At 58.3% G+C, this 19,019-nt stretch carries 15 protein-coding genes and 1 riboswitch; of the genes, 5 read left to right on the plus strand and 10 right to left on the minus strand.

Annotation, left to right across the window (positions count from 1 at the left end; all coding sequences use genetic code 11):
- Nucleotides 1–33: 33 nt before the first annotated feature.
- Nucleotides 34–1,683, minus strand: a complete 1,650-nt coding sequence (gene pgi, locus ENGE1_RS13890) for a glucose-6-phosphate isomerase (protein ID WP_043081641.1) — start codon at nucleotides 1,681–1,683, stop codon at nucleotides 34–36.
- A 242-nt stretch (nucleotides 1,684–1,925) separates the two neighbouring features.
- Nucleotides 1,926–2,119, plus strand: a riboswitch (Lysine riboswitch).
- Nucleotides 2,120–2,208: 89 nt separating this feature from the next.
- Between pgi and lysC the strand changes: the two genes are divergently transcribed.
- Nucleotides 2,209–3,570 (plus strand): lysine-sensitive aspartokinase 3, encoded by a 1,362-nt coding sequence (gene lysC, locus ENGE1_RS13895; protein ID WP_048254021.1) that lies wholly within the window; start codon nucleotides 2,209–2,211, stop codon nucleotides 3,568–3,570.
- 28 nt (nucleotides 3,571–3,598) lie between these two features.
- On the opposite strand, the gene ENGE1_RS13900 is transcribed toward lysC, so the two are convergent.
- From ENGE1_RS13900 to ENGE1_RS13910, 3 genes are read right to left on the minus strand one after another with little or no spacing between them, the layout of a single operon-like run.
- The gene (locus tag ENGE1_RS13900) at nucleotides 3,599–4,399 is read right to left on the minus strand and encodes a nucleotidyltransferase domain-containing protein (protein ID WP_043086348.1); all 801 of its coding nucleotides are present in this window, start codon (nucleotides 4,397–4,399) and stop codon (nucleotides 3,599–3,601) included.
- Nucleotides 4,400–4,405: 6 nt separating this feature from the next.
- The gene (locus ENGE1_RS13905; protein ID WP_048254022.1) at nucleotides 4,406–5,632 is read right to left on the minus strand and encodes an RtcB family protein; all 1,227 of its coding nucleotides are present in this window, start codon (nucleotides 5,630–5,632) and stop codon (nucleotides 4,406–4,408) included.
- A gap of 4 nt (nucleotides 5,633–5,636) precedes the next feature.
- Nucleotides 5,637–6,764 (minus strand): slipin family protein, encoded by a 1,128-nt coding sequence (locus tag ENGE1_RS13910; protein ID WP_048254023.1) that lies wholly within the window; start codon nucleotides 6,762–6,764, stop codon nucleotides 5,637–5,639.
- A 446-nt stretch (nucleotides 6,765–7,210) separates the two neighbouring features.
- On the opposite strand from ENGE1_RS13910, the gene rtcR reads away from it, so the two are divergent.
- Entirely contained in the window at nucleotides 7,211–8,794 is a 1,584-nt protein-coding gene (gene rtcR, locus ENGE1_RS13915) for an RNA repair transcriptional activator RtcR (RefSeq protein WP_048254024.1), read from the plus strand.
- A 106-nt stretch (nucleotides 8,795–8,900) separates the two neighbouring features.
- The gene (gene panS, locus ENGE1_RS13920) at nucleotides 8,901–9,824 is read left to right on the plus strand and encodes a ketopantoate/pantoate/pantothenate transporter PanS (protein WP_048254025.1); all 924 of its coding nucleotides are present in this window, start codon (nucleotides 8,901–8,903) and stop codon (nucleotides 9,822–9,824) included.
- Between the two features lie 44 nt (nucleotides 9,825–9,868).
- Here panS and ENGE1_RS13925 read toward each other — a convergent pair whose 3' ends face one another.
- Together ENGE1_RS13925 and ENGE1_RS13930 are read right to left on the minus strand one after the other, a co-directional pair.
- Nucleotides 9,869–10,183: a CcdB family protein gene (locus ENGE1_RS13925; RefSeq protein ID WP_048254026.1), complete on the minus strand. Its 315-nt coding sequence runs from the start codon at nucleotides 10,181–10,183 to the stop codon at nucleotides 9,869–9,871.
- Between the two features lie 2 nt (nucleotides 10,184–10,185).
- Nucleotides 10,186–10,422 carry a type II toxin-antitoxin system CcdA family antitoxin gene (locus ENGE1_RS13930; protein WP_048254027.1) on the minus strand — a complete coding sequence of 79 codons (237 nt, stop codon included), beginning with the start codon at nucleotides 10,420–10,422 and terminating at the stop codon, nucleotides 10,186–10,188.
- Between the two features lie 192 nt (nucleotides 10,423–10,614).
- Here ENGE1_RS13930 and ENGE1_RS13935 point away from each other — a divergent pair, with 192 nt between their 5' ends.
- Nucleotides 10,615–10,887 carry a YjbD family protein gene (locus tag ENGE1_RS13935; protein ID WP_048254028.1) on the plus strand — a complete coding sequence of 91 codons (273 nt, stop codon included), beginning with the start codon at nucleotides 10,615–10,617 and terminating at the stop codon, nucleotides 10,885–10,887.
- Here the strand turns inward: ENGE1_RS13935 and ENGE1_RS13940 are convergent, their stop codons facing one another.
- The gene (locus ENGE1_RS13940; protein WP_080964540.1) at nucleotides 10,888–11,226 is read right to left on the minus strand and encodes a helix-turn-helix domain-containing protein; all 339 of its coding nucleotides are present in this window, start codon (nucleotides 11,224–11,226) and stop codon (nucleotides 10,888–10,890) included.
- Nucleotides 11,227–11,435: 209 nt separating this feature from the next.
- On the minus strand, nucleotides 11,436–12,308 hold the full coding sequence (gene rluF / locus ENGE1_RS13945; RefSeq protein WP_043081632.1) for a 23S rRNA pseudouridine(2604) synthase RluF: 873 nt from the start codon (nucleotides 12,306–12,308) through the stop codon (nucleotides 11,436–11,438).
- A 227-nt stretch (nucleotides 12,309–12,535) separates the two neighbouring features.
- Between rluF and ENGE1_RS13950 the strand changes: the two genes are divergently transcribed.
- Entirely contained in the window at nucleotides 12,536–13,348 is an 813-nt protein-coding gene (locus tag ENGE1_RS13950; protein WP_048254029.1) for a shikimate 5-dehydrogenase, read from the plus strand.
- Between the two features lie 37 nt (nucleotides 13,349–13,385).
- On the opposite strand, the gene ENGE1_RS13955 is transcribed toward ENGE1_RS13950, so the two are convergent.
- Complete coding sequence (locus ENGE1_RS13955; protein WP_043081630.1) at nucleotides 13,386–15,017, minus strand: Na/Pi cotransporter family protein; 1,632 nt, start codon at nucleotides 15,015–15,017, stop codon at nucleotides 13,386–13,388.
- A gap of 171 nt (nucleotides 15,018–15,188) precedes the next feature.
- Complete coding sequence (gene metH / locus ENGE1_RS13960) at nucleotides 15,189–18,872, minus strand: methionine synthase (protein ID WP_048254048.1); 3,684 nt, start codon at nucleotides 18,870–18,872, stop codon at nucleotides 15,189–15,191.
- Nucleotides 18,873–19,019: the final 147 nt, after the last annotated feature.

Raw genomic sequence — 19,019 nt, forward strand, 5'->3', positions numbered from 1 at the left:
TTCTCACCGGGAAGGGCTTACTGTATTAGGCGATTACGCGCGCCAGGCTTTGTAACGGTTAATCAGGCCGTTAGTCGAGCTGTCGTGGCTTTCAATTTCCTTGCCATCTTCCAGCTCCGGCAGAATGCGGCTGGCGAGCTGTTTGCCCAGCTCAACGCCCCACTGGTCGAAGGTGAAGATGTTAAGAATCGCGCCCTGGGTGAAGATTTTGTGCTCATACAGGGCAATCAGCGCGCCGAGGCTGAACGGGGTGATTTCGCGCAGCAGGATGGAGTTGGTCGGGCGGTTGCCTTCGAACACCTTGAACGGCACCACGTAGTCGAGGGTGGCCGGATCTTTACCCTGATCGCGATACTCCTGCTCAACCACTTCGCGGGACTTGCCGAAGGCCAGCGCCTCGGTCTGGGCGAAGAAGTTAGACAGCAGTTTCTGATGGTGGTCAGAGAGCGGGTTGTGGCTGATGGCCGGGGCGATAAAGTCGCACGGTACGATTTTGGTGCCCTGGTGGATCAGCTGGTAGAAGGCATGCTGGCCGTTGGTGCCCGGCTCGCCCCAGATGATAGGCCCGGTCTGGTGATCCACTTTGTTGCCGTTGCGGTCCACGTACTTGCCGTTGGACTCCATGTTGCCCTGCTGGAAATAGGCGGCAAAGCGGTGCATGTACTGGTCGTACGGCAGGATAGCTTCGGTCTCGGTGCCGAAGAAGTTGTTGTACCAGATGCCGATTAGCGCCAGCAGTACCGGCAGGTTTTTCTCCGCAGGCGTGGTGGAGAAGTGCTTGTCCATGGCGTGCGCGCCGGAGAGCAGCTCAACGAAGTTGTCGAAGCCGACGGAAAGAATGATCGACAGGCCAATCGCCGACCACAGGGAGTAGCGGCCGCCGACCCAGTCCCAGAACTCGAACATATTGGCGGTATCAATCCCGAACTCGCCTACGGCCTTGCCGTTGGTGGAGAGCGCGGCAAAGTGTTTAGCCACGTGCTTTTCATCACCGGCGGTTTTCAGGAACCAGTCGCGGGCGCTGTGGGCGTTGGTCATGGTCTCCTGGGTGGTGAAGGTTTTGGAGGCGACCAGGAACAGCGTGGTTTCCGGGCTGGTCTTCTTCAGCACTTCCGCAATGTGGGTGCCGTCAACGTTGGACACGAAGTGCATGTTGAGGTGGTTTTTATACGGGCGCAGCGCCTCGGTCACCATGAACGGGCCGAGGTCGGAGCCGCCGATGCCGATGTTGACCACGTCAGTGATCGGCTTGCCGGTATAGCCCTTCCACTCGCCGGAGATAATCGCCTCGGAGAATTTTTTCATCTTCTCCAGCACCGCGTTCACTTCCGGCATCACGTCTTTGCCGTCGACCAGGATCGGGGTGTTGCTGCGGTTACGCAGGGCAACGTGCAGGACGGCGCGATCTTCCGTGCGGTTGATCTTCTCGCCGGCGAACATCGATTTGATGGCGCTGGTCAGGTCGGTCTCTTTTGCCAGGTCCTGCAGCTTGCTCAGCGTCTCTTCGGTGATGCGGTTTTTAGAGAAATCCACCAGCATCAGGTCATCAAAGGTGGCGGAAAACTTCGCGAAGCGGTCGCCATCTTTAGCGAACAGCTCGGCGATCGTCACGTCCTTCATTTCATCGTAATGTTTCTGTAGCGCCTGCCAGGCGGCGGTCTGCGTTGGGTTGATGTTTTTCATAACAATACTCTTTCTGGTGTGAGATTTGTGACCTTGGTCGATTGTAGCGCCTGAGATCGGGATTGTGATGATTTTTATATCATTGCCAGGGCGATACACCGTTATTCGTAAAATGCCCCGCAAAGTATAGTTGTTATAAGCGCCATTACTTCGTCTTATCTCTGCATGAAAAATCCGCATAACCGCAACATTGACAGCACACCGTATTAACCCGTATTTATTATGTACAACCTGCACTTACGCAGGCCAGAAGAGGCGCGTTGCCCAGGTACGGTGTTTGAGAAGCCGGTTCGACGAAAGCACCTGAGGGGGAGCAACGCCGAGGTGATTAAACGTCCTGGCGCGTTAATCACCGGCTACAGGGGCTGAATCCCCTGGGCTGTCACCAGAAACGTTCCCAGTCGGGCGTTTCGCAAGGTGGAGCACTTCTGGGTGAATTCGTAGTTGTTAACTGCTCTGCGCCCACCCTGTTTTTCGCTCTTCCCTTGTGCCATGGCTGAATACTTGACACGAGGTTTTACACTAATGACTACTGCTCTCTCCTCATTCGTCGTGGCCAAATTTGGCGGCACCAGCGTGGCCGATTATGACGCCATGAACCGCAGCGCCGACGTGGTGCTGGCCGACAGCGCCGTGCGCCTGGTGGTGCTCTCTGCGTCTGCGGGCGTCACCAACCTGCTGGTGGCACTCTCTGAAGGCCTGGAGGCCACCGAGCGCTTTGTGAAGCTCGATGCCCTGCGCAAGATTCAGTTCGATATTCTGGAGCGGATGCAGAACCCGCTGGTGATCCGCGAAGAGGTGGAGCGCCTGCTGGATAATATTACCACCCTTGCCGAAGCGGCCTCGCTGGCGACGTCTGCGGCGCTGACCGACGAGCTGGTCAGCCACGGGGAGCTGATGTCCACCCTGCTGTTTGTCGAGATCCTGCGCGAGCGCCGCGTGGAAGCGCAGTGGTTCGATGTGCGTAAAGTAATGCGCACCAACCACCAGTTTGGCCGCGCCGAACCGGACGTTCCCGCGCTGGCGGAGCTTGCCACCCAGCAGCTGGCGCCGCGCCTGGCAGAGAGCCTGGTGATCACCCAGGGCTTTATCGGCAGCGAAGATAAAGGCCGCACCACGACGCTGGGCCGCGGCGGCAGCGACTATACCGCCGCCCTGCTGGGTGAGGCCCTGCACGCCGGGCGGGTCGATATCTGGACCGACGTGCCCGGTATCTACACCACCGATCCGCGCATTGTGCCCGCCGCCCGCCGCATCGACGTTATCGCCTTTGAAGAAGCCGCCGAGATGGCGACCTTCGGCGCCAAGGTACTGCATCCGGCTACCCTGCTGCCCGCCGTGCGCAGCGACATTCCGGTGTTCGTCGGCTCCAGCAAAGAGCCGAAAGCGGGCGGGACGCTGGTGTGCAATAAAACCGAGCAGCCGCCGCTGTTCCGCGCCCTGGCCCTGCGCCGCAAGCAGACGCTGCTGACCCTGCACAGTCTCAACATGTTGCATTCGCGCGGCTTTCTGGCGGAGGTGTTCGGCATTCTGGCGCGCCACAGCATCTCGGTTGACCTGATCACCACCTCGGAAGTGAGCGTCGCCCTGACGCTGGACACCACCGGCTCCACCTCCACCGCCGACACGCTGCTGACCCAGGCGCTGCTCACCGAGCTGTCGTCCCTGTGCCTGGTGGAAGTTGAGCAGGACCTGGCCCTGGTGGCGCTGATTGGCAACAATCTGGTCAACGCCCGCGGCGTCGGTAAAGAGGTGTTCGGCGTGCTGGATCCGTTTAATATCCGCATGATCTGCTACGGCGCATCCAGCCACAACCTCTGCTTCCTGGTGCCCGGCGGCGACGCCGAGCAGGTGGTGCAGAAGCTGCATCATAATTTGTTTGAATAATATTTAGTGAAGACGGCCCGGAGCTACGCTACCGGGCCTTTTTATTTTGCAGAACGGTGTTCATCAATAGCCAGTCCAGCGCTCGGATGTCACCTTTGCGGCTGTCCGGTAGCGTCGACGGTGTCTCCCCCCGCACCAGTTCCTGCTGGATAAAAGCGTGCAGCTCCGGCATTCGCGCACCGTAATGCGCCTCCCCGGCGCGCTGCTTTTTCTCAAGCAGCAGAGAGATCTCCTCGCGCAGCGCTGCATCCAGCTCACTTCCCGCCAGCAGATCGGCGAAACGCATAGGTGGAATACCTTTTCCCTCCTCGACCCAGCGCACTGCCAGCAGCGGACGCAGCACGTAGAAATACTTTTTCAGACGCACTTCGCTGCCCTGCAGATAGCCGCGAAAGTTTTTTCGCGCCATTGAGTAGTAATGCCAGCGAGCACGCAAGGGAGAGAACCACAGCGGCACCTGCTGGCGTAACTGCCCTACGACCTCATCGTCCTGACGATAGACAATGGGCGATCGCAGCCATTCGATGAGCGTGGGGTTTGCCCCCTTCAGCAGTCCCAGCGCCTTGCGCCACTCCCAGCCGGAGACATCCAGCTCGTCGTCGATCGGCAGTTCAATAACGTCGCGCTGCGGTTCCACCCTCAGGTACCATTCGGGGGCATGCACATAGATAAAGCGGACATCGTAGTCGCTATCCGGTGAAGCGAACCCCCAGCCCCTGCTGCCGGACTCGCAGGCGTAAAGAATGCGCACATCGTGTTGCTGTTCGATATCTCCGAGCTGCCGCAGCACGCGCTCGCGCATCGCGGTATCAACGCTGTTTAAGGTCATCATTTATTATCCTTTCACGCACACTACCTGCCGTAGCGTATGTACAATCTCCACCAGCGATAACTGTGCCGCCATCACGGCATCGATATCTTTATAGGCCATCGGGATCTCGTCTATCACCTCTGCGTCTTTGCGGCATTCAACGTGCGCCGTAGACCTGATCTGATCCGCAACGGTAAACTGTTTTTTTGCCGCGGTACGGCTCATTGTTCTGCCGGCGCCGTGGCTGCAGGAGCAGAAGCTCTCAGCATTTCCCAGCCCGCGCACGATAAAACTTTTCGCGCCCATTGAGCCGGGAATGATCCCCATCTGCCCTTTCTGCGCTGAAACCGCGCCTTTGCGGGTGATAAGTACCTCCTCGCCAAAGTGCGTCTCTTTTTGTACATAGTTGTGGTGGCAGTTAACCGCCTCCTGATGCGTGGTAAACGGTTTTGCCACTATAAGGGACAGCGCTGCCAGCACCCTGGACATCATGACCTCACGGTTGTGGCGGGCAAAGTCCTGAGCCCACTCAACCGCTTCAATATAATCATCATAGTGCCGGCTACCCTCGCGGAAATAGGCCAGATTGCAGTCCGGCAGGTTGGCAATATGTTGCTGCATATCTTTCTGCGCCAGCGTAATAAACAGGTTGCCGATGGCATTCCCTACGCCCCGCGATCCGCTGTGCAGCATGACCCAGACCTGCTGTTGCTCATCCAGGCAAACTTCAATGAAGTGGTTCCCGGTGCCGAGCGTCCCCAGATGTAAATAGTGATTAGTTTTCTGCAGTTGCGGGTATTTATCCGTCAGTTGCTTAAAACGCGGTGCCAGCACAGACCAGTGTCCGTCTACGATTTCAGGCGGCGTATGCCAAGCGCCCTTATCGCGCCGGGAGCGCATATTTGTCCGCCCGTGCGGCACCACCGACTCAATGGCGCTGCGCAGGCCGCTAAGGTGGTCGGGCAGATCGCCTGCCGTTAGCGACGTGCGCACGGCAATCATGCCGCAGCCGATGTCCACGCCAACTGCGGCCGGGATAATTGCGCCTTTAGTAGGAATAACGCTGCCAATAGTCGAGCCTTTTCCGAGATGCACATCAGGCATCACCGCCAGATGCTTAAAAATAAAGGGCATTTTTGCGGTATTAAGCAGTTGCTCCTGCGCTTTTGCATCGACCGGCACACCGCAGGTCCACATTTTTATCGGCGCGCCGCCTGGCGCACTCACTAACTGGAATTGTTCTGTTTCCATTGCCCTATCCTTTAATGTTCACGAGGCCGTTCAATACCTGATCCAGGCCACCGAAAACGGAAATTTTGTCGATACGCTCTGCGACTCTCTCAAGCGTCTCCAGTTCTTTAAGACGCAACGCCACGGGGTTGTTCTCCATCACCTTTGCGGTATTCAGCAAAGAGCGCGTCGCGGCCGTCTCTTCTCTTCGGCGAATAACATTTGCCTGCGCTGCCTTTTCAGCTTCGACCACTCTGGAGAGGATCGCTTTCATATCACCGGGCAGAACGATGTCCTTTACGCCAAGAGAAGCGATTTCGATACCGAATGCGGCCATTCGCGCCTTCACCTGAGCGCTGACGACCTCATCGATGAGCTGCTTGTCTTCCAGAAGTTCATCGAGCGTGCGGGTGCCTACTGCTTCCCGCAGCGCGAACTGCAGCTCGCGGTAGAGATATTCCAGCGGTTTTGCCAGTTGCTCGAAAACCTGCATAACGGCGCTATAGCGCCAGTTTGCCGCCAGGTTCAGGCGCAGGTTTACCTTATCTTTTGTCAGAATCTCCTGACCGCTAACCTCCAGCGCCTGCAGACGGGTGTCTACCACCTCCGCCTCGACCAGATGATTAACCTGCCACCAGCCCGTCACGCCTGGCGGCAGCAGAGGCTGCGTCTTACCGTCAATTTTCAGCACACCCACGTGCCAGGCCGGTACCGACACGGCCAGTATGGCGTCCCGGCCTTTTACCGGCTCATTAGCCCGCGGCTGCAGCACCGCACTCATTACTTCGGCGGGTACCCGGGCCTCTCGGCTATCCATCCGCACCAGCGTGAGTGCATCACCGGCCTGCCAGTACAGTCGACGGGTTAACGGCGGGATAATCTCCTGCAATACGCCGTGCAGATAGAGGGCGCCGGCTTCGTTTTCCGTCATGTCAGCCTGCAGACAGTAGCGCTCTACCCACTCCGGCTGGAAGCGGCGCAGATAGTCAGCCAGTGAACGTTCAACGGCATTGCCATCGGCATTCACGGTCAGGACCTGCGGCGCATTAAACCACGGCAGGCGGTGCTCGCCGGCTTCCAGCACCTTAACGTAGTCTCCGTTTCTGGAAAGAAGGCCAAGCTGGCCTTTTTTTAGGGTCACTTTTTTCATCATTTCTCTGATCCTTTTTCTGGACAGGCGCGGGTGCCGTACGGAGCGGCAGGGGAAGACCTTTTCGCCTGTCGCCCGGTATCTTTACCGGCTGCCTGCTTTGGGGACGCCCAACTGCGCGCTGCCCCGGTATTGCTCTGTAAACCATTTATCACTGAGAAGAGTGAGTCGGGAATCGAACCCTGTTCAGGTGTCAGCGGCTGACGGAACACGTCGGAAATACAGCCAGTGCTGTTTCGGAAGTGCCGGCGGGGTACAAACCCCTGCGCTTTCAGCGTATTGACCCATACGTTAAAGCCAGATACGTGCCAGAAGCGGAAGATCACGTTTTTTTTGCTTTCAATTAACTGATAAATAAAGAATTAAAAATTTAAATGCTGGGTTGCTATTGTTTGAAAAATGCAAATTAACTATCTTTTAATATCGCTATTTATCCCACAGGATAAGATATGAAAAAGCGTCGAGTAGTGATTGGCGTACTGGGTACGGTACTGGATAAGCGTGGAAAACGAGCGAATCGCCACCGCAAGTGGCGCCCTACGGTCGGGTTATGCCTGCAGCCCGATTTCTCTATTGACCGCCTGGAGTTGATTCACCAGCCTCGTGACGCCGGACTGGCGAAGCAGCTTGCTGAAGATATAACTCAGGTATCTGCCGGTACTCATGTCAGGCCGCACGCCATTGCGCTGCAAAATCCGTGGGATTTCGAGGAGGTGTACGCCGCCTTTCTCGATTTCGCCATCCACTATCCGTTCGATACTGAAAATGAAGAGTATCTGGTACATATCACCACCGGTACGCACGTCGCTCAGATCTGCTGGTTCCTGCTGACGGAGGCCCGCTATCTGCCAGCCACCCTGCTGCAAACCGGTCCCGCGCCCAAAGATTCAACACAGGAAGCAACAGTCGCCGGCGTCTGCTCGATGATCGACCTGGACTTAAGCCGCTATGCCACCCTCACAAGCCGCTTTCAGCGCGAGCAGCAGCAGTCGGTCTCTTTTCTTAAAGCGGGAATTGAGACACGAAATCCCACTTTTAACAGGCTTATTGATCAGATTGAGCGAGTCGCACTCCGTTCCTCCGCTCCCATACTGTTGACGGGCCCGACTGGTTCGGGAAAATCCTTTCTCGCTCAGCGTATTTTTATGCTGCGCCAAAGCCGCCATCTTGTTGCGGGAAAATTCGTGGCGGTTAACTGCGCGACGCTACGCGGGGATAATGCCATGTCGACGCTATTTGGCCATGTAAAGGGGGCGTTCACCGGAGCGCTGTCGGCCAGAAGCGGTTTGCTTAAAGAGGCCAACGGCGGCGTACTTTTTCTTGACGAAATAGCGGAACTGGGACTCGACGAGCAGGCGATGCTCCTCAAGGCCATCGAGGAGAAAACCTTCTTACCCTTCGGTTCTGATAACGAGGTAAAAAGCGATTTTCAACTGATTGCCGGGACACATCGCGATCTGCGCCAGTGGGTCAAAGAGGGGCGCTTTCGTGAGGATCTTTACGCGCGAATTAATCTCTGGAGTTTCGCACTGCCGGGACTGGCCCAAAGACGGGAAGATATTGCGCCCAACGTCGAATATGAGCTTCAGCGATTTTGCCATGAGCAACAAAATCAGGTGCGCTTTGATAAAGAGGCAAGGGAACGCTTTCTGGCTTTTTCCAGTTCCTCGCAGGCCAGCTGGCGCGGTAATTTCCGCGAACTTGGCTCCTCAATAACCAGAATGGCAACGTTAGCTGAGCAGGGGCGAATTACCGTAGCGCTCGTTGAGGAAGAGATTATGCGCCTACGTGAAAGCTGGTATGAAGAGTCGCGGGAACCGCTAATGGAACAGGAGATCGACCTCTTCGATCGCCAGCAGCTTGAAACGGTACTTGAGGTCTGCCGCCGTAGCGAATCGCTGTCGCAGGCTGGAAGAGAACTGTTTGCCGTTTCAAGATTGAAAAAAGCCAATCCGAATGATGCCGATCGCCTGCGTAAGTATCTGGCACGCTTTGGTTTCAGCTGGGAAACTATTCGCGATAGGCATTTTTAGTTTGAATTAGACAGCGCCACGCGATAAACAATACCTAAGGCCGGGCTCGAACCCGGCTTTTTTATAAAAACACAACAACAACCTTCACAATCGCAAGGATATCCCTATGTTATCGACGCTGACGCGGCTGTTCCCGCTCTGGGCGCTGCTGCTCTCCGTACTGGCGTACTTTACGCCCGCCACGTTTACTCCCATTGGCCCCTGGGTCGCCACGCTGCTGATGCTGATTATGTTCGGCATGGGCGTGCATCTGAAAATTGACGACTTTAAGCGGGTGTTGTCGCGCCCGGCGCCTGTCCTGGCCGGCACCTTTCTGCACTATCTGGTGATGCCTTTCGCGGCGTGGCTGCTGGCGCTGATTTTTCATATGCCGCCTGAACTGTCGGCGGGGATGGTGCTGGTGGGCAGCGTTGCCAGCGGCACGGCCTCCAACGTGATGATCTATCTGGCGAAGGGTGACGTAGCGCTGTCGGTGACGATTTCGTCGGTCTCTACTCTGGTGGGCGTCATCGCCACGCCGCTGCTGACCCGCCTGTACGTCGACGCCCACATTCAGGTGGACGTCTGGGGGATGCTGCTGAGCATTATGCAGATTGTAGTGATCCCGATTGGGTTAGGGCTTATTGTCCACCACCTGCTGCCGCGCGTGGTAAAAGCCGTGGAACCGTATCTGCCGGCGTTTTCGATGGTCTGCATTCTGGCCATTATCAGCGCGGTGGTGGCCGGTTCGGCGTCGCATATCGCCTCCGTGGGCCTGATGGTGATTGTGGCGGTGATCCTGCACAACGGTATTGGCCTGCTGAGCGGCTACTGGGGCGGGCGGCTGTTCGGCTTCGACGAATCCACCTGCCGCACGCTGGCGATTGAGGTAGGCATGCAGAACTCCGGCCTTGCCGCTGCGCTGGGGAAAATCTACTTCGGCCCGCTCGCCGCCCTGCCCGGCGCGCTATTCTCGGTGTGGCACAATCTGTCTGGCTCGCTGCTGGCGGGATACTGGTCGGGGAAGGCAGTCAGTAAAGACAAAACCTGAGCGTGAACCTTCGCCGAACGAGCCGGGTCGTTCGGCAACGCACGCTAAATGCCGTCGAGAAGGAAATCTATCGCCGCTTTAATTTGCGGACGGTAGTGAGAAGCATCGCAAAACACTGGCCCCAGCACGCTAACAGGGATACTCGCCATCTCATGCGTCATGACGGCATATTCCTTGCCGTCACTCAGCCTGATTAACGGGATCAGGCGTTCAGGACGCTGGCTTGCGGGATACTTTTCTAAAGGTAAAAGTGGAATCGCAATATGTCGATTGAGCTGTCCGATGATGTCGCTCGTCACGTCAATCAGTAAAGGATAAACAGCACTTTTTCCGGTATTTCCATATACGGTAAATTGCATCACTAAAATGTCCTGTAGTCATCGCTGAAGCCGCCATGCTCATCGTGGAATTGATTGAGCGCCTCAATAGCCGCGCTGTTTTCTACCTGCCATTTTTTTGTTTCGTACTGGCTCACTTCGGCACTGAGCGCTGCAGCCAATACAGCACTGAGATTAATACCGGCCTCACGCGCACGCGCAAGAAGATTACGATCGATGGTCATAGTAACGCTCTGCGTTGTTCGCTGTTTTATTGACATACTTTCCGCCCCGCTCGTTTATTATGCACAATAATATAAACGAACATTTGCACGGGGATCCACACGAGTCTGTATAATCTCCTGCGGCGATAAAGGCAACTGAAAGTCGGTGCCATAATTTCTGCACGCGATCCTCATTCCAGTTCTGATTGTACGATACACTCAGCATTCATCCTTCAGGAGACTCCCATCATGGCCATCCCACGCCTCACCCAGCAGGACATGACCGAGCAGGAAAAGCGCGAGCTGAAAACCCGGCTCGACCGCGCCAGAATCGCCCACGGCCGGGTACTGACCAACGCGGAAACCAATCAGATCAAGAAGGCCTACATTGACGCGCTGATGGCCGAGCGCGAAGCGGAAGCGAAGAAGGCCCGCCAGCTGAAGAAGAAGCAGGCCTATAAAACGGATAAGGAAGCGACGTTCTCGTGGTCAGCCAGCGCGCCGGTGCGCGGCAGGCGCTAGTTAGCCGACCTGAAGAGTGACCGGTTTGCCGAGCCGGGCGAGCATCAGGACCAGCGCATCGAGGGTAAATTTGCTGGTCTTCTGATTCACCACGTCGGAAACGCGCGGCCGGGAAATGTGCAGCCTGCGGGCAACCTCCGCCTGCTTGAGATGATGCTCGTCAATCCAGCCGGCGATCTCGTTCATCAGCTGGCGCTTAAGGTTAAGCAGTTGCGCGGCTTCCTGCTCTGCCTGCTGCTTAAGCTGCTGCGCCTCATCGGCAGCAACGCCGAGATCGGCAAAAATATTGCCGTCCGCCGGGGTGATGTGGGCGATCTTACCGTCAGTCATCTGTTTCATGGCCTACCCTGCAGTTTGTTAATACCGAGCGAGACGAAGCATATTACATTTTTGTATAAAATTTTATACCACAATCAGTCCTCGAACTGCCAGCACGTTACGCGCGATAAAAAATAGGGCAAAAGCGTGAGATGCTGTGAGCGGCCTGCAGAAGACATGCGCGATACGGCGCCGGGACAGAAGACCCCGGCGCGAAAAGAGAGTAAACCTTAGCGTCCCTTCTTCTTCCTGCCCGGGGAGGTAAAGCGCTTGCGCGACGCCAGCTCGGCGGGGGTTTTCGCCATATTCTTGCCGCCGCCGGCGGGCTTCTTCGGCGCGCCCGCTTTCGGCTTCGCCTTCGCTTTCGCCGGTTTCGCCTCGGACGAGGAGCCTTCAATCAGCTTAAACAGTTCAATCAGCTCGTCGTCGGTCAGATCGCGCCACTCGCCGACGGGCAGCCCCTTCAGGCTGACGTTCATGATGCGGGTGCGCTCAAGCTTCGTCACCTCATAGCCGAAGTGCTCGCACATACGGCGTATCTGCCTGTTGAGGCCCTGTACCAGGGTAATGCGGAAGGCGAACGGCGCCTCTTTCTTTACCTTACATTTCTTCGTTACCGTGCCGAGGATCGGCACCCCGGCGCCCATGCCGCGAATAAAGTCGTCGGTTACCGGCTTATTAACCGTCACCACGTACTCTTTCTCGTGATTGTTGCCGGCGCGCAGGATCTTGTTCACCAGATCGCCGTGGTTGGTGAGAAAAATCAGCCCCTGCGACTCTTTATCGAGGCGGCCGATGGGGAAGACGCGCTTGCTGTGGTTAACAAAATCGACGATGTTGTCGCGCTCGCCGTCTTCGGTAGTGCTGACGATGCCGACCGGTTTATTGAGGGCGATCAGCACCAGGTCTTCCGCATCGCGCGGCTCAATCAGCTGCCCGTTAACCTTTACCTCGTCGCCGGGCATCACCTGGTCGCCGACGCTGGCGCGCTTGCCGTTAATAAAGACGTTTCCCTGCTCTATATAGCGGTCGGCGTCGCGGCGGGAGCAGATGCCGCTCTCGCTAATGTACTTGTTTAAACGGGTGGATTGGGCTGGCAGCATAAGGTCTCCTGTCAATTGCCGCGCAATATACCGCACATTGCGGGTGAGAAAAAACAGCCATTTTTACCCATCCGGGGAATAAATGTGATGCAAAGCGATGTTTTGCATATAAATGACTGAAAATCAGGATGATGACCCGGCTATCCGGGGCTATACCTGAAAGCCGTTGTGGGATATGGTCAGGACAGCGCAATACTTTCTGCAGCCCCACGCCGAGGAGATTTAAGATGATCAACCGCGACACTCAGCTGTGCATGTCGCTTGCCGGACGCCCCGGCAATTTTGGTACCCGCTTTCACAATTATCTGTACGAGAAGCTGGGCCTCAACTTTATCTACAAAGCCTTTACGACCCAGGATATCGGGGCGGCGGTCAAAGGCGTCAGGGCGCTGGGCATCCGCGGCTGCGCGGTGTCGATGCCCTTCAAAGAGAGCTGTATGCCGTTTCTGGACGCTATCGATCCGTCGGCGAAGGTCATTGACTCCGTGAACACCATCGTCAACGACGGCGGCCATCTGACGGGCTTCAATACCGACTATATTGCGGTGAAAAGCCTGATTGACAGCCACCGGCTTGATACGGCTGCCCGGGTGATGATCCGCGGCAGCGGCGGCATGGGTAAGGCGGTGATCGCCGCCTTCCGCGACGCGGGATTTAAGAACGTCATTATTGCGGCGCGCAATGAGCAGAGCGGTACGGCGCTGGCGCGCCAGTACGGCTTCCAGTGGCAGCCGCTGCCGGAGGGTATTCAGGCGGATATCCTGGTGAACGTCACGCCCATCGGCATGGCCGGCGGCAGCGAGAGCGACGCGCTCTCCTTCAATGAGGAAATGGTCGCGGCGGCGGGCGTGGTGTTCGACGTGATTGCCCTGCCGGCGGAAACGCCGGTCATCAGGCTGGCGCAGAAGCTGAATAAAAAGACCATCAGTGGCGCGGAGGTCATCGCCCTGCAGGCCGTCGAGCAGTTTGCGATGTACACCGGCGTGCGTCCGGATGACGCGCTGATCGCCGAAGCTGCCGCCTTTGCCCGCGCGGGCTAATCGTTAATGAGGCAGCCTTTCCGGCTGCCTCTTCCTGTCAATATCCGTCCCGCTCGTCGTCTTCGTCCGGCTGCTCCAGCACGCTGTAGGCCACCGCGCAGAACAGAGAATTCAGACGCTTCATATCGCCCAGCAGCCCCAGGTGCAGGGAGCTGGTCTCGATGCTCTGTACGTTCTGCTGGTGCAGCCTGTCCACGTGGGCGTGCGAATAGCGGCGGTTCATAATGCGAAAGCGGTGCTTATTGCGGCGCAGGCGGCGGGCGCTGTCCACGTCGCCGGAGAAGAAGACCGACATCGCCAGCTGCAGGTTGCTGAGCAGCTGCTCGTACAGCGCGTCCAGCTCTTTCAGCCCTTCCAGCGAGAAGGCGCGGCGGGCCGCCAGCGACTTATCGGCAATCTCGCTGCCCATGCGCTCGATAATATCCGACGCCTGCTCCAGATTGAGCGACATCTCAATGATTTCCGCCCAGCGCCGGGACTCTTCCTCCGCCAGATCCTCTTTCGGCAGCCGCGCCAGATAGAGCTTGATGGCGGTATAGAGCACGTTGATGTCGTCGGCAATCTTGCGCAGCGCCTTCTCTTCGCGCGGCTCGCCGTGCATCACCTTGTGCAGCCCCGTCATCATGTTTTCCATCGCATCGCCGATGCGCAGCGCTTCGCGGGCGGCGTTGGCCAGCGCCAGGGTGGGCGTATCCAGCGCGGTCGGATCCAGATGCTTCGGCTTGAGGCGCCCGTCCAGCTCAGGCTGGTCCTGGATCACCCGCTTGCAGAAGCGCGCCATCGGTTCGGCAAAGGGCACCATCGCCAGGCAGCGGATCAGGTTATAGAAGACGTGGAAGTAGATAACCAGTTCGGATTTCGATACCGGCAGATCGGCCATCAGGTTCGCCAGCGGATGGATAAACGGCAGGACGATCAGGCTGCCGATAAGCTTGAACAGCAGGCTGCCCAGCGCGACGCGGCGGGCGGCGGCATTGGCGGCGCTGTTGTTGAGCATCGCCAGCAGGCCGGAACCGAGGTTGGCGCCAATCACCAGGCACAGCGCTACCGGGAATGAGATGACGCCGGTGGCGGTCAGGGTCGCGGTCAGCAGCACCGCCGCCAGGCTGGAATAGGTGATGATGGCGAATACCGCGCCAATCAGCGCATCAAGGATGATATCCCCGGTAAGCGAGGCGAAAATGACCTGTACGCCGTTGGCCTGGGTGATGGGATGCACCGCCTGGACGATAAGCTCCAGCGCCAGCAGGATCAGGCCGAGGCCGATGCCAACGCGGCCAAGCTGGCCGGCGCGGGTCTGCCGGCGGCCGAGGAAGAAGATCACGCCGACAAAAATCAGCAGCGGCGACACCCAGGAGAGGTCGAAGGTCAGCACGCGGGCCATCAAGGCGGTACCGACGTCGGCGCCGAGGACGATCACCAGCGCGGGCGTCAGCGCCACCAGATCCTGGGCAACGAAGGAGGTCACCAGCATGGTGGTGGCGTTGCTGCTCTGCACCAGGGCGGTGACGCCGATACCGGCGCAGAAGGCGAGCGGTTTTTTCTCTACGCTGCGGCTGAGCACGGTGCGCAGGCGGGCGCCGAAGACGCGCATCACGCCGGTGCGCACGATGTGGGTGCCCCACACCAGCAGCGAAACGGCGGAAAGCAGGTGTAACAAGGTTAGCACGGGTTATTGTTCTCCTTATCGTTATAGGTAGTCCTTACGCTCTTTTGCGGCCTCTTCCTGAGGATGGAGAAAAAAGCGTTATCTTTCAGTATAGAGACTTACGCGCCAGAAAGAGACAGGGCACCGTGAAGGTGCCCCGTTTGTTGTAAACAAAAATGACAGTTTTGTGAATCAGTCGGCGTCGTAGCCGAGGTTTGGCGCCAGCCAGCGCTCCGCTTCCGCCACGGTCATGCCTTTACGGCGGGCATAATCCTCCACCTGATCGCGCTGGATCTGCGCCACGGCGAAGTATTTGCTGTCGGGATGGCTGAAGTACCAGCCGGAAACCGAAGCGCCCGGCCACATGGCGTAAGACTCGGTAAGCTTCATGCCGGTGTGGGTCTCCACGTCCAGCAGCTGCCAGATCGTCGCTTTCTCCGTGTGCTCCGGGCAGGCCGGATAGCCCGGCGCCGGACGAATGCCCTGATAGTTCTCGCGAATGAGATCTTCATTGCTGAGATTCTCATTGGCGGCATAGCCCCAGTAAACCTTACGCACCCGCTCGTGCAGGTACTCGGCGAAGGCTTCCGCCAGGCGGTCGGCCACGGCCTTAATCATGATTTTGTTATAGTCGTCGTGCTGCACGTCGTAGGCCTCCGCCAGAGCGTCCTCCTCCAGGCCGCCGGTGACGGCGAAGGCGCCGATGTAATCCTCTTTGCCGGAAAGTTTCGGCGCCACGAAGTCCGCGAGGCAGTAGTTGGCGAAGCCGACTTTTTCGGTCTGCTGGCGCAGGTGGCGGCTGACGGCAATCACGTGGGTGCGGGTGTCGTCGCGGTAAATCTCGACGTCATCGCCGACGCGGTTGGCCGGAAACAGCCCCACCACGCCGCGCGGGTTGAGGGATTTCTCCGCGCTGAGCCGGTCGAGCATGTCGTTCGCGTCCTTAAACAGGCGCTGCGCCTCTTCGCCCACGACCTCGTCTTCGAGGATGCGCGGGTATTTGCCCGCCAGCGACCAGGTCATGAAGAACGGCGTCCAGTCGATGTAGTTGCGCAGCGTCTCGATGCTGGCGCTTACCGCCTGCACGCCCGGACGGTGCGCCACCGGCGGCGTATAGCTTTCCCAGTCAAAGGCCAGATCGTTTTCGCGCGCCGCCTGCAGCGTGACCGGCGGCGTGCGCGGCTTTTTGCGGCCGTGCTGGATGCGCACGGTTTCATACTCTTTGCGGGTGCGGGCGACGAAATCGTCGCGCTGGCTATCCGACAGCAGGGCCGCCACCACGCCGACGGTGCGGGAGGCGTTCTGTACGTAGACGGTGGGCCCGCTGTAGTTCTGTTCGATTTTTACCGCCGTATGGGCCTTGGAGGTGGTCGCCCCGCCGATCAGCAGCGGAATGGTGAAGCCCTGGCGCTCCATCTCTTTCGCCACGTTGACCATTTCGTCGAGCGACGGCGTGATGAGGCCGGAGAGGCCGATCAGGTCGGCGTTCACTTCCCGGGCGGTTTTGAGGATTTTCTCCGTCGGCACCATCACGCCGAGATCGATAATCTCGTAGTTGTTGCACTGCAGCACCACGCCGACAATGTTCTTGCCGATGTCGTGAACGTCGCCCTTCACGGTGGCGATCACCATTTTGCCGTTGCTTTTGCCCTGCTCTTTGCTGGCTTCGATAAACGGCTCCAGGTAGGCCACCGCCTGCTTCATTACGCGGGCGGATTTCACCACCTGCGGCAGGAACATCTTGCCTTCGCCGAACAGGTCGCCGACCACGTTCATGCCGTCCATCAGCGGACCTTCAATGACCTGGATCGGCCGCTCCGCCTGCTGGCGCGCCTCTTCGGTATCCTGCTCGATAAATTCGGTGATGCCCTTGACCAGCGAGTACTCCAGCCGCTTTTTTACCTCCCAGCCGCGCCACTCCGCCAGCTGGGTATTGGCCGCTTCGTCGCTCTTGCTGCCGCGGTACTTCTCAGCGAGATCGAGCAGTCGCTCGGTGCTATCGTCCCGGCGGTTGAGGATCACATCTTCGACCGCATCGCGCAGTTCCGCGGGCAGATCGTCATAGATGGCGAGCTGGCCGGCGTTGACGATCCCCATGTCCATGCCGTTGCGGATAGCGTAGTAGAGGAACACCGCGTGAATGGCCTCGCGCACCGGGTCGTTACCGCGAAACGAAAACGAGACGTTGGAGACGCCGCCGGAGATCAGGGCGTGGGGTAACTCGCGCTTGATATCTTCGCAAGCGCCGATAAAGTCCTGGGCGTAATTGTTGTGCTCTTCAATGCCGGTGGCGACGGCAAAGATATTGGGATCGAAGATGATGTCTTCCGGCGGGAAACCCACCTCTTCGGTAAGAATTTTATAGGCCCGGCGGCAGATCTCGATTTTACGCTCGCGGGTATCGGCCTGGCCCACTTCGTCAAAGGCCATCACTACCACCGCCGCGCCGTAGCGGCGAACCTGCTTCGCGTGGTGGATAAAGGGCTCCACGCCCTCTTTCATCGAGATGGAGTTAACGATGCCTTTGCCCTGAATGCACTTCAGCCCCTTCTCGATCACCTCCCACTTAGAGGAGTCGATCATGATCGGCACCCGGGCAATGTCCGGCTCGCCGGCAATCAGGTTGAGGAAGCGCACCATCGCCGCCTCGGCGTCGAGCATCCCTTCGTCCATGTTAATGTCGATAATCTGCGCACCGCTCTCCACCTGCTGGCGGGCGACGTCCAGCGCTTCGGCGTATTTCTCTTCTTTGATCAGGCGCTTAAACTTCGCCGAACCGGTGACGTTGGTGCGCTCGCCGACGTTAACGAACAGGCTGTCGTCGCCGATATTGAGCGGCTCCAGGCCGGAGAGGCGGCAGGCGACGGGCACGTCCGGCAGCCGGCGCGGCGGCAGGCCGGTAACCGCCCGGCTCATGGCGGCAATGTGCTCCGGGGTGGTGCCGCAGCAGCCGCCGACAATATTGAGGAAACCGGATTCGGCCCACTCGCGGATCTGCGTCGCCATGGTATCGGCATCGAGATCGTACTCGCCGAAGGCGTTGGGCAGCCCGGCGTTGGGGTGCGCGGTGACGTAGCATTCGGCGATGCGCGACAGCTCCTGCACGTACTGGCGCAGCTCGTCCGGGCCCAGCGCGCAGTTGAGGCCGAAGCTCAGGGCGTCGGCGTGGCGCAGGGAATTGTAGAAGGCCTCGGTGGTCTGCCCGGAGAGCGTGCGCCCGGAGGCGTCGGTGATGGTGCCGGAGATCATGATCGGCAGATCGACGCCGAGCGCTTCAAACTCCGCCTTCACCGCGTAGACCGCGGCCTTGGCGTTGAGGGTATCGAACACCGTCTCAATCATGATCAGGTCCGCCCCGCCCTCCACCAGCGCTTTAGTGGACTCGCGGTAGGCGGCCACCAGCTGGTCAAAGGTGATATTGCGAAACGCCGGGTCGTTAACGTCAGGTGAGATAGAGGCGGTGCGGTTGGTCGGGCCGAGCACGCCCGCTACATAGCGCGGCTTGTGCGGATCTTTCGCCGTCCACGCATCGGCGCAGGCGCGGGCCAGCTTCGCCGCGGCGTAGTTGATCTCCGCCGACAGAGACTCCATCTGGTAGTCCGCCATGGCGATAGTGGTCGAGTTAAAGGTGTTGGTCTCGACGATATCCGCCCCGGCCTCGAAATAGGCGTTGTGAATAGCGGCGATAATGTCGGGCTGCGTCAGCACCAGCAGGTCGTTATTGCCCTTCAGGTCGCAGGGCCAGTCGCTAAAGCGGTCGCCGCGAAACTGCGCTTCGCTGAGGCGATGGCTCTGGATCATGGTGCCCATGCCGCCGTCGAGGACGAGGATGCGGTCATTTAATTGCTGTTTTAATGTAGTAACGAGGCTGCTCACGTAAAACTCCGACAAGGCGCTAATCAACACGTCATAGTGGCATAATCACCCGATGCGGAAAAGAGAACCCCAATAAACATGAGAGATGTTCACCACGACTGATCCGATCAGTTGTTTAACGGTTGCATTATAACCATATAAAACGAA

The organism is Pluralibacter gergoviae ATCC 33028 = NBRC 105706, assembly GCF_001598855.1.
Lineage (GTDB): Bacteria > Pseudomonadota > Gammaproteobacteria > Enterobacterales > Enterobacteriaceae > Pluralibacter > Pluralibacter gergoviae.

Coding starts and splice junctions, on each gene's coding strand:
- pgi (WP_043081641.1), bottom strand. CDS start 1,683: ATGAAAAACATCAACCCAACGCAGACCGCCGCCTGGCAGGCGCTACAG.
- lysC (WP_048254021.1), top strand. CDS start 2,209: ATGACTACTGCTCTCTCCTCATTCGTCGTGGCCAAATTTGGCGGCACC.
- ENGE1_RS13900 (WP_043086348.1), bottom strand. CDS start 4,399: ATGACCTTAAACAGCGTTGATACCGCGATGCGCGAGCGCGTGCTGCGG.
- ENGE1_RS13905 (WP_048254022.1), bottom strand. CDS start 5,632: ATGGAAACAGAACAATTCCAGTTAGTGAGTGCGCCAGGCGGCGCGCCG.
- ENGE1_RS13910 (WP_048254023.1), bottom strand. CDS start 6,764: ATGATGAAAAAAGTGACCCTAAAAAAAGGCCAGCTTGGCCTTCTTTCC.
- rtcR (WP_048254024.1), top strand. CDS start 7,211: ATGAAAAAGCGTCGAGTAGTGATTGGCGTACTGGGTACGGTACTGGAT.
- panS (WP_048254025.1), top strand. CDS start 8,901: ATGTTATCGACGCTGACGCGGCTGTTCCCGCTCTGGGCGCTGCTGCTC.
- ENGE1_RS13925 (WP_048254026.1), bottom strand. CDS start 10,183: ATGCAATTTACCGTATATGGAAATACCGGAAAAAGTGCTGTTTATCCT.
- ENGE1_RS13930 (WP_048254027.1), bottom strand. CDS start 10,422: ATGTCAATAAAACAGCGAACAACGCAGAGCGTTACTATGACCATCGAT.
- ENGE1_RS13935 (WP_048254028.1), top strand. CDS start 10,615: ATGGCCATCCCACGCCTCACCCAGCAGGACATGACCGAGCAGGAAAAG.
- ENGE1_RS13940 (WP_080964540.1), bottom strand. CDS start 11,226: ATGAAACAGATGACTGACGGTAAGATCGCCCACATCACCCCGGCGGAC.
- rluF (WP_043081632.1), bottom strand. CDS start 12,308: ATGCTGCCAGCCCAATCCACCCGTTTAAACAAGTACATTAGCGAGAGC.
- ENGE1_RS13950 (WP_048254029.1), top strand. CDS start 12,536: ATGATCAACCGCGACACTCAGCTGTGCATGTCGCTTGCCGGACGCCCC.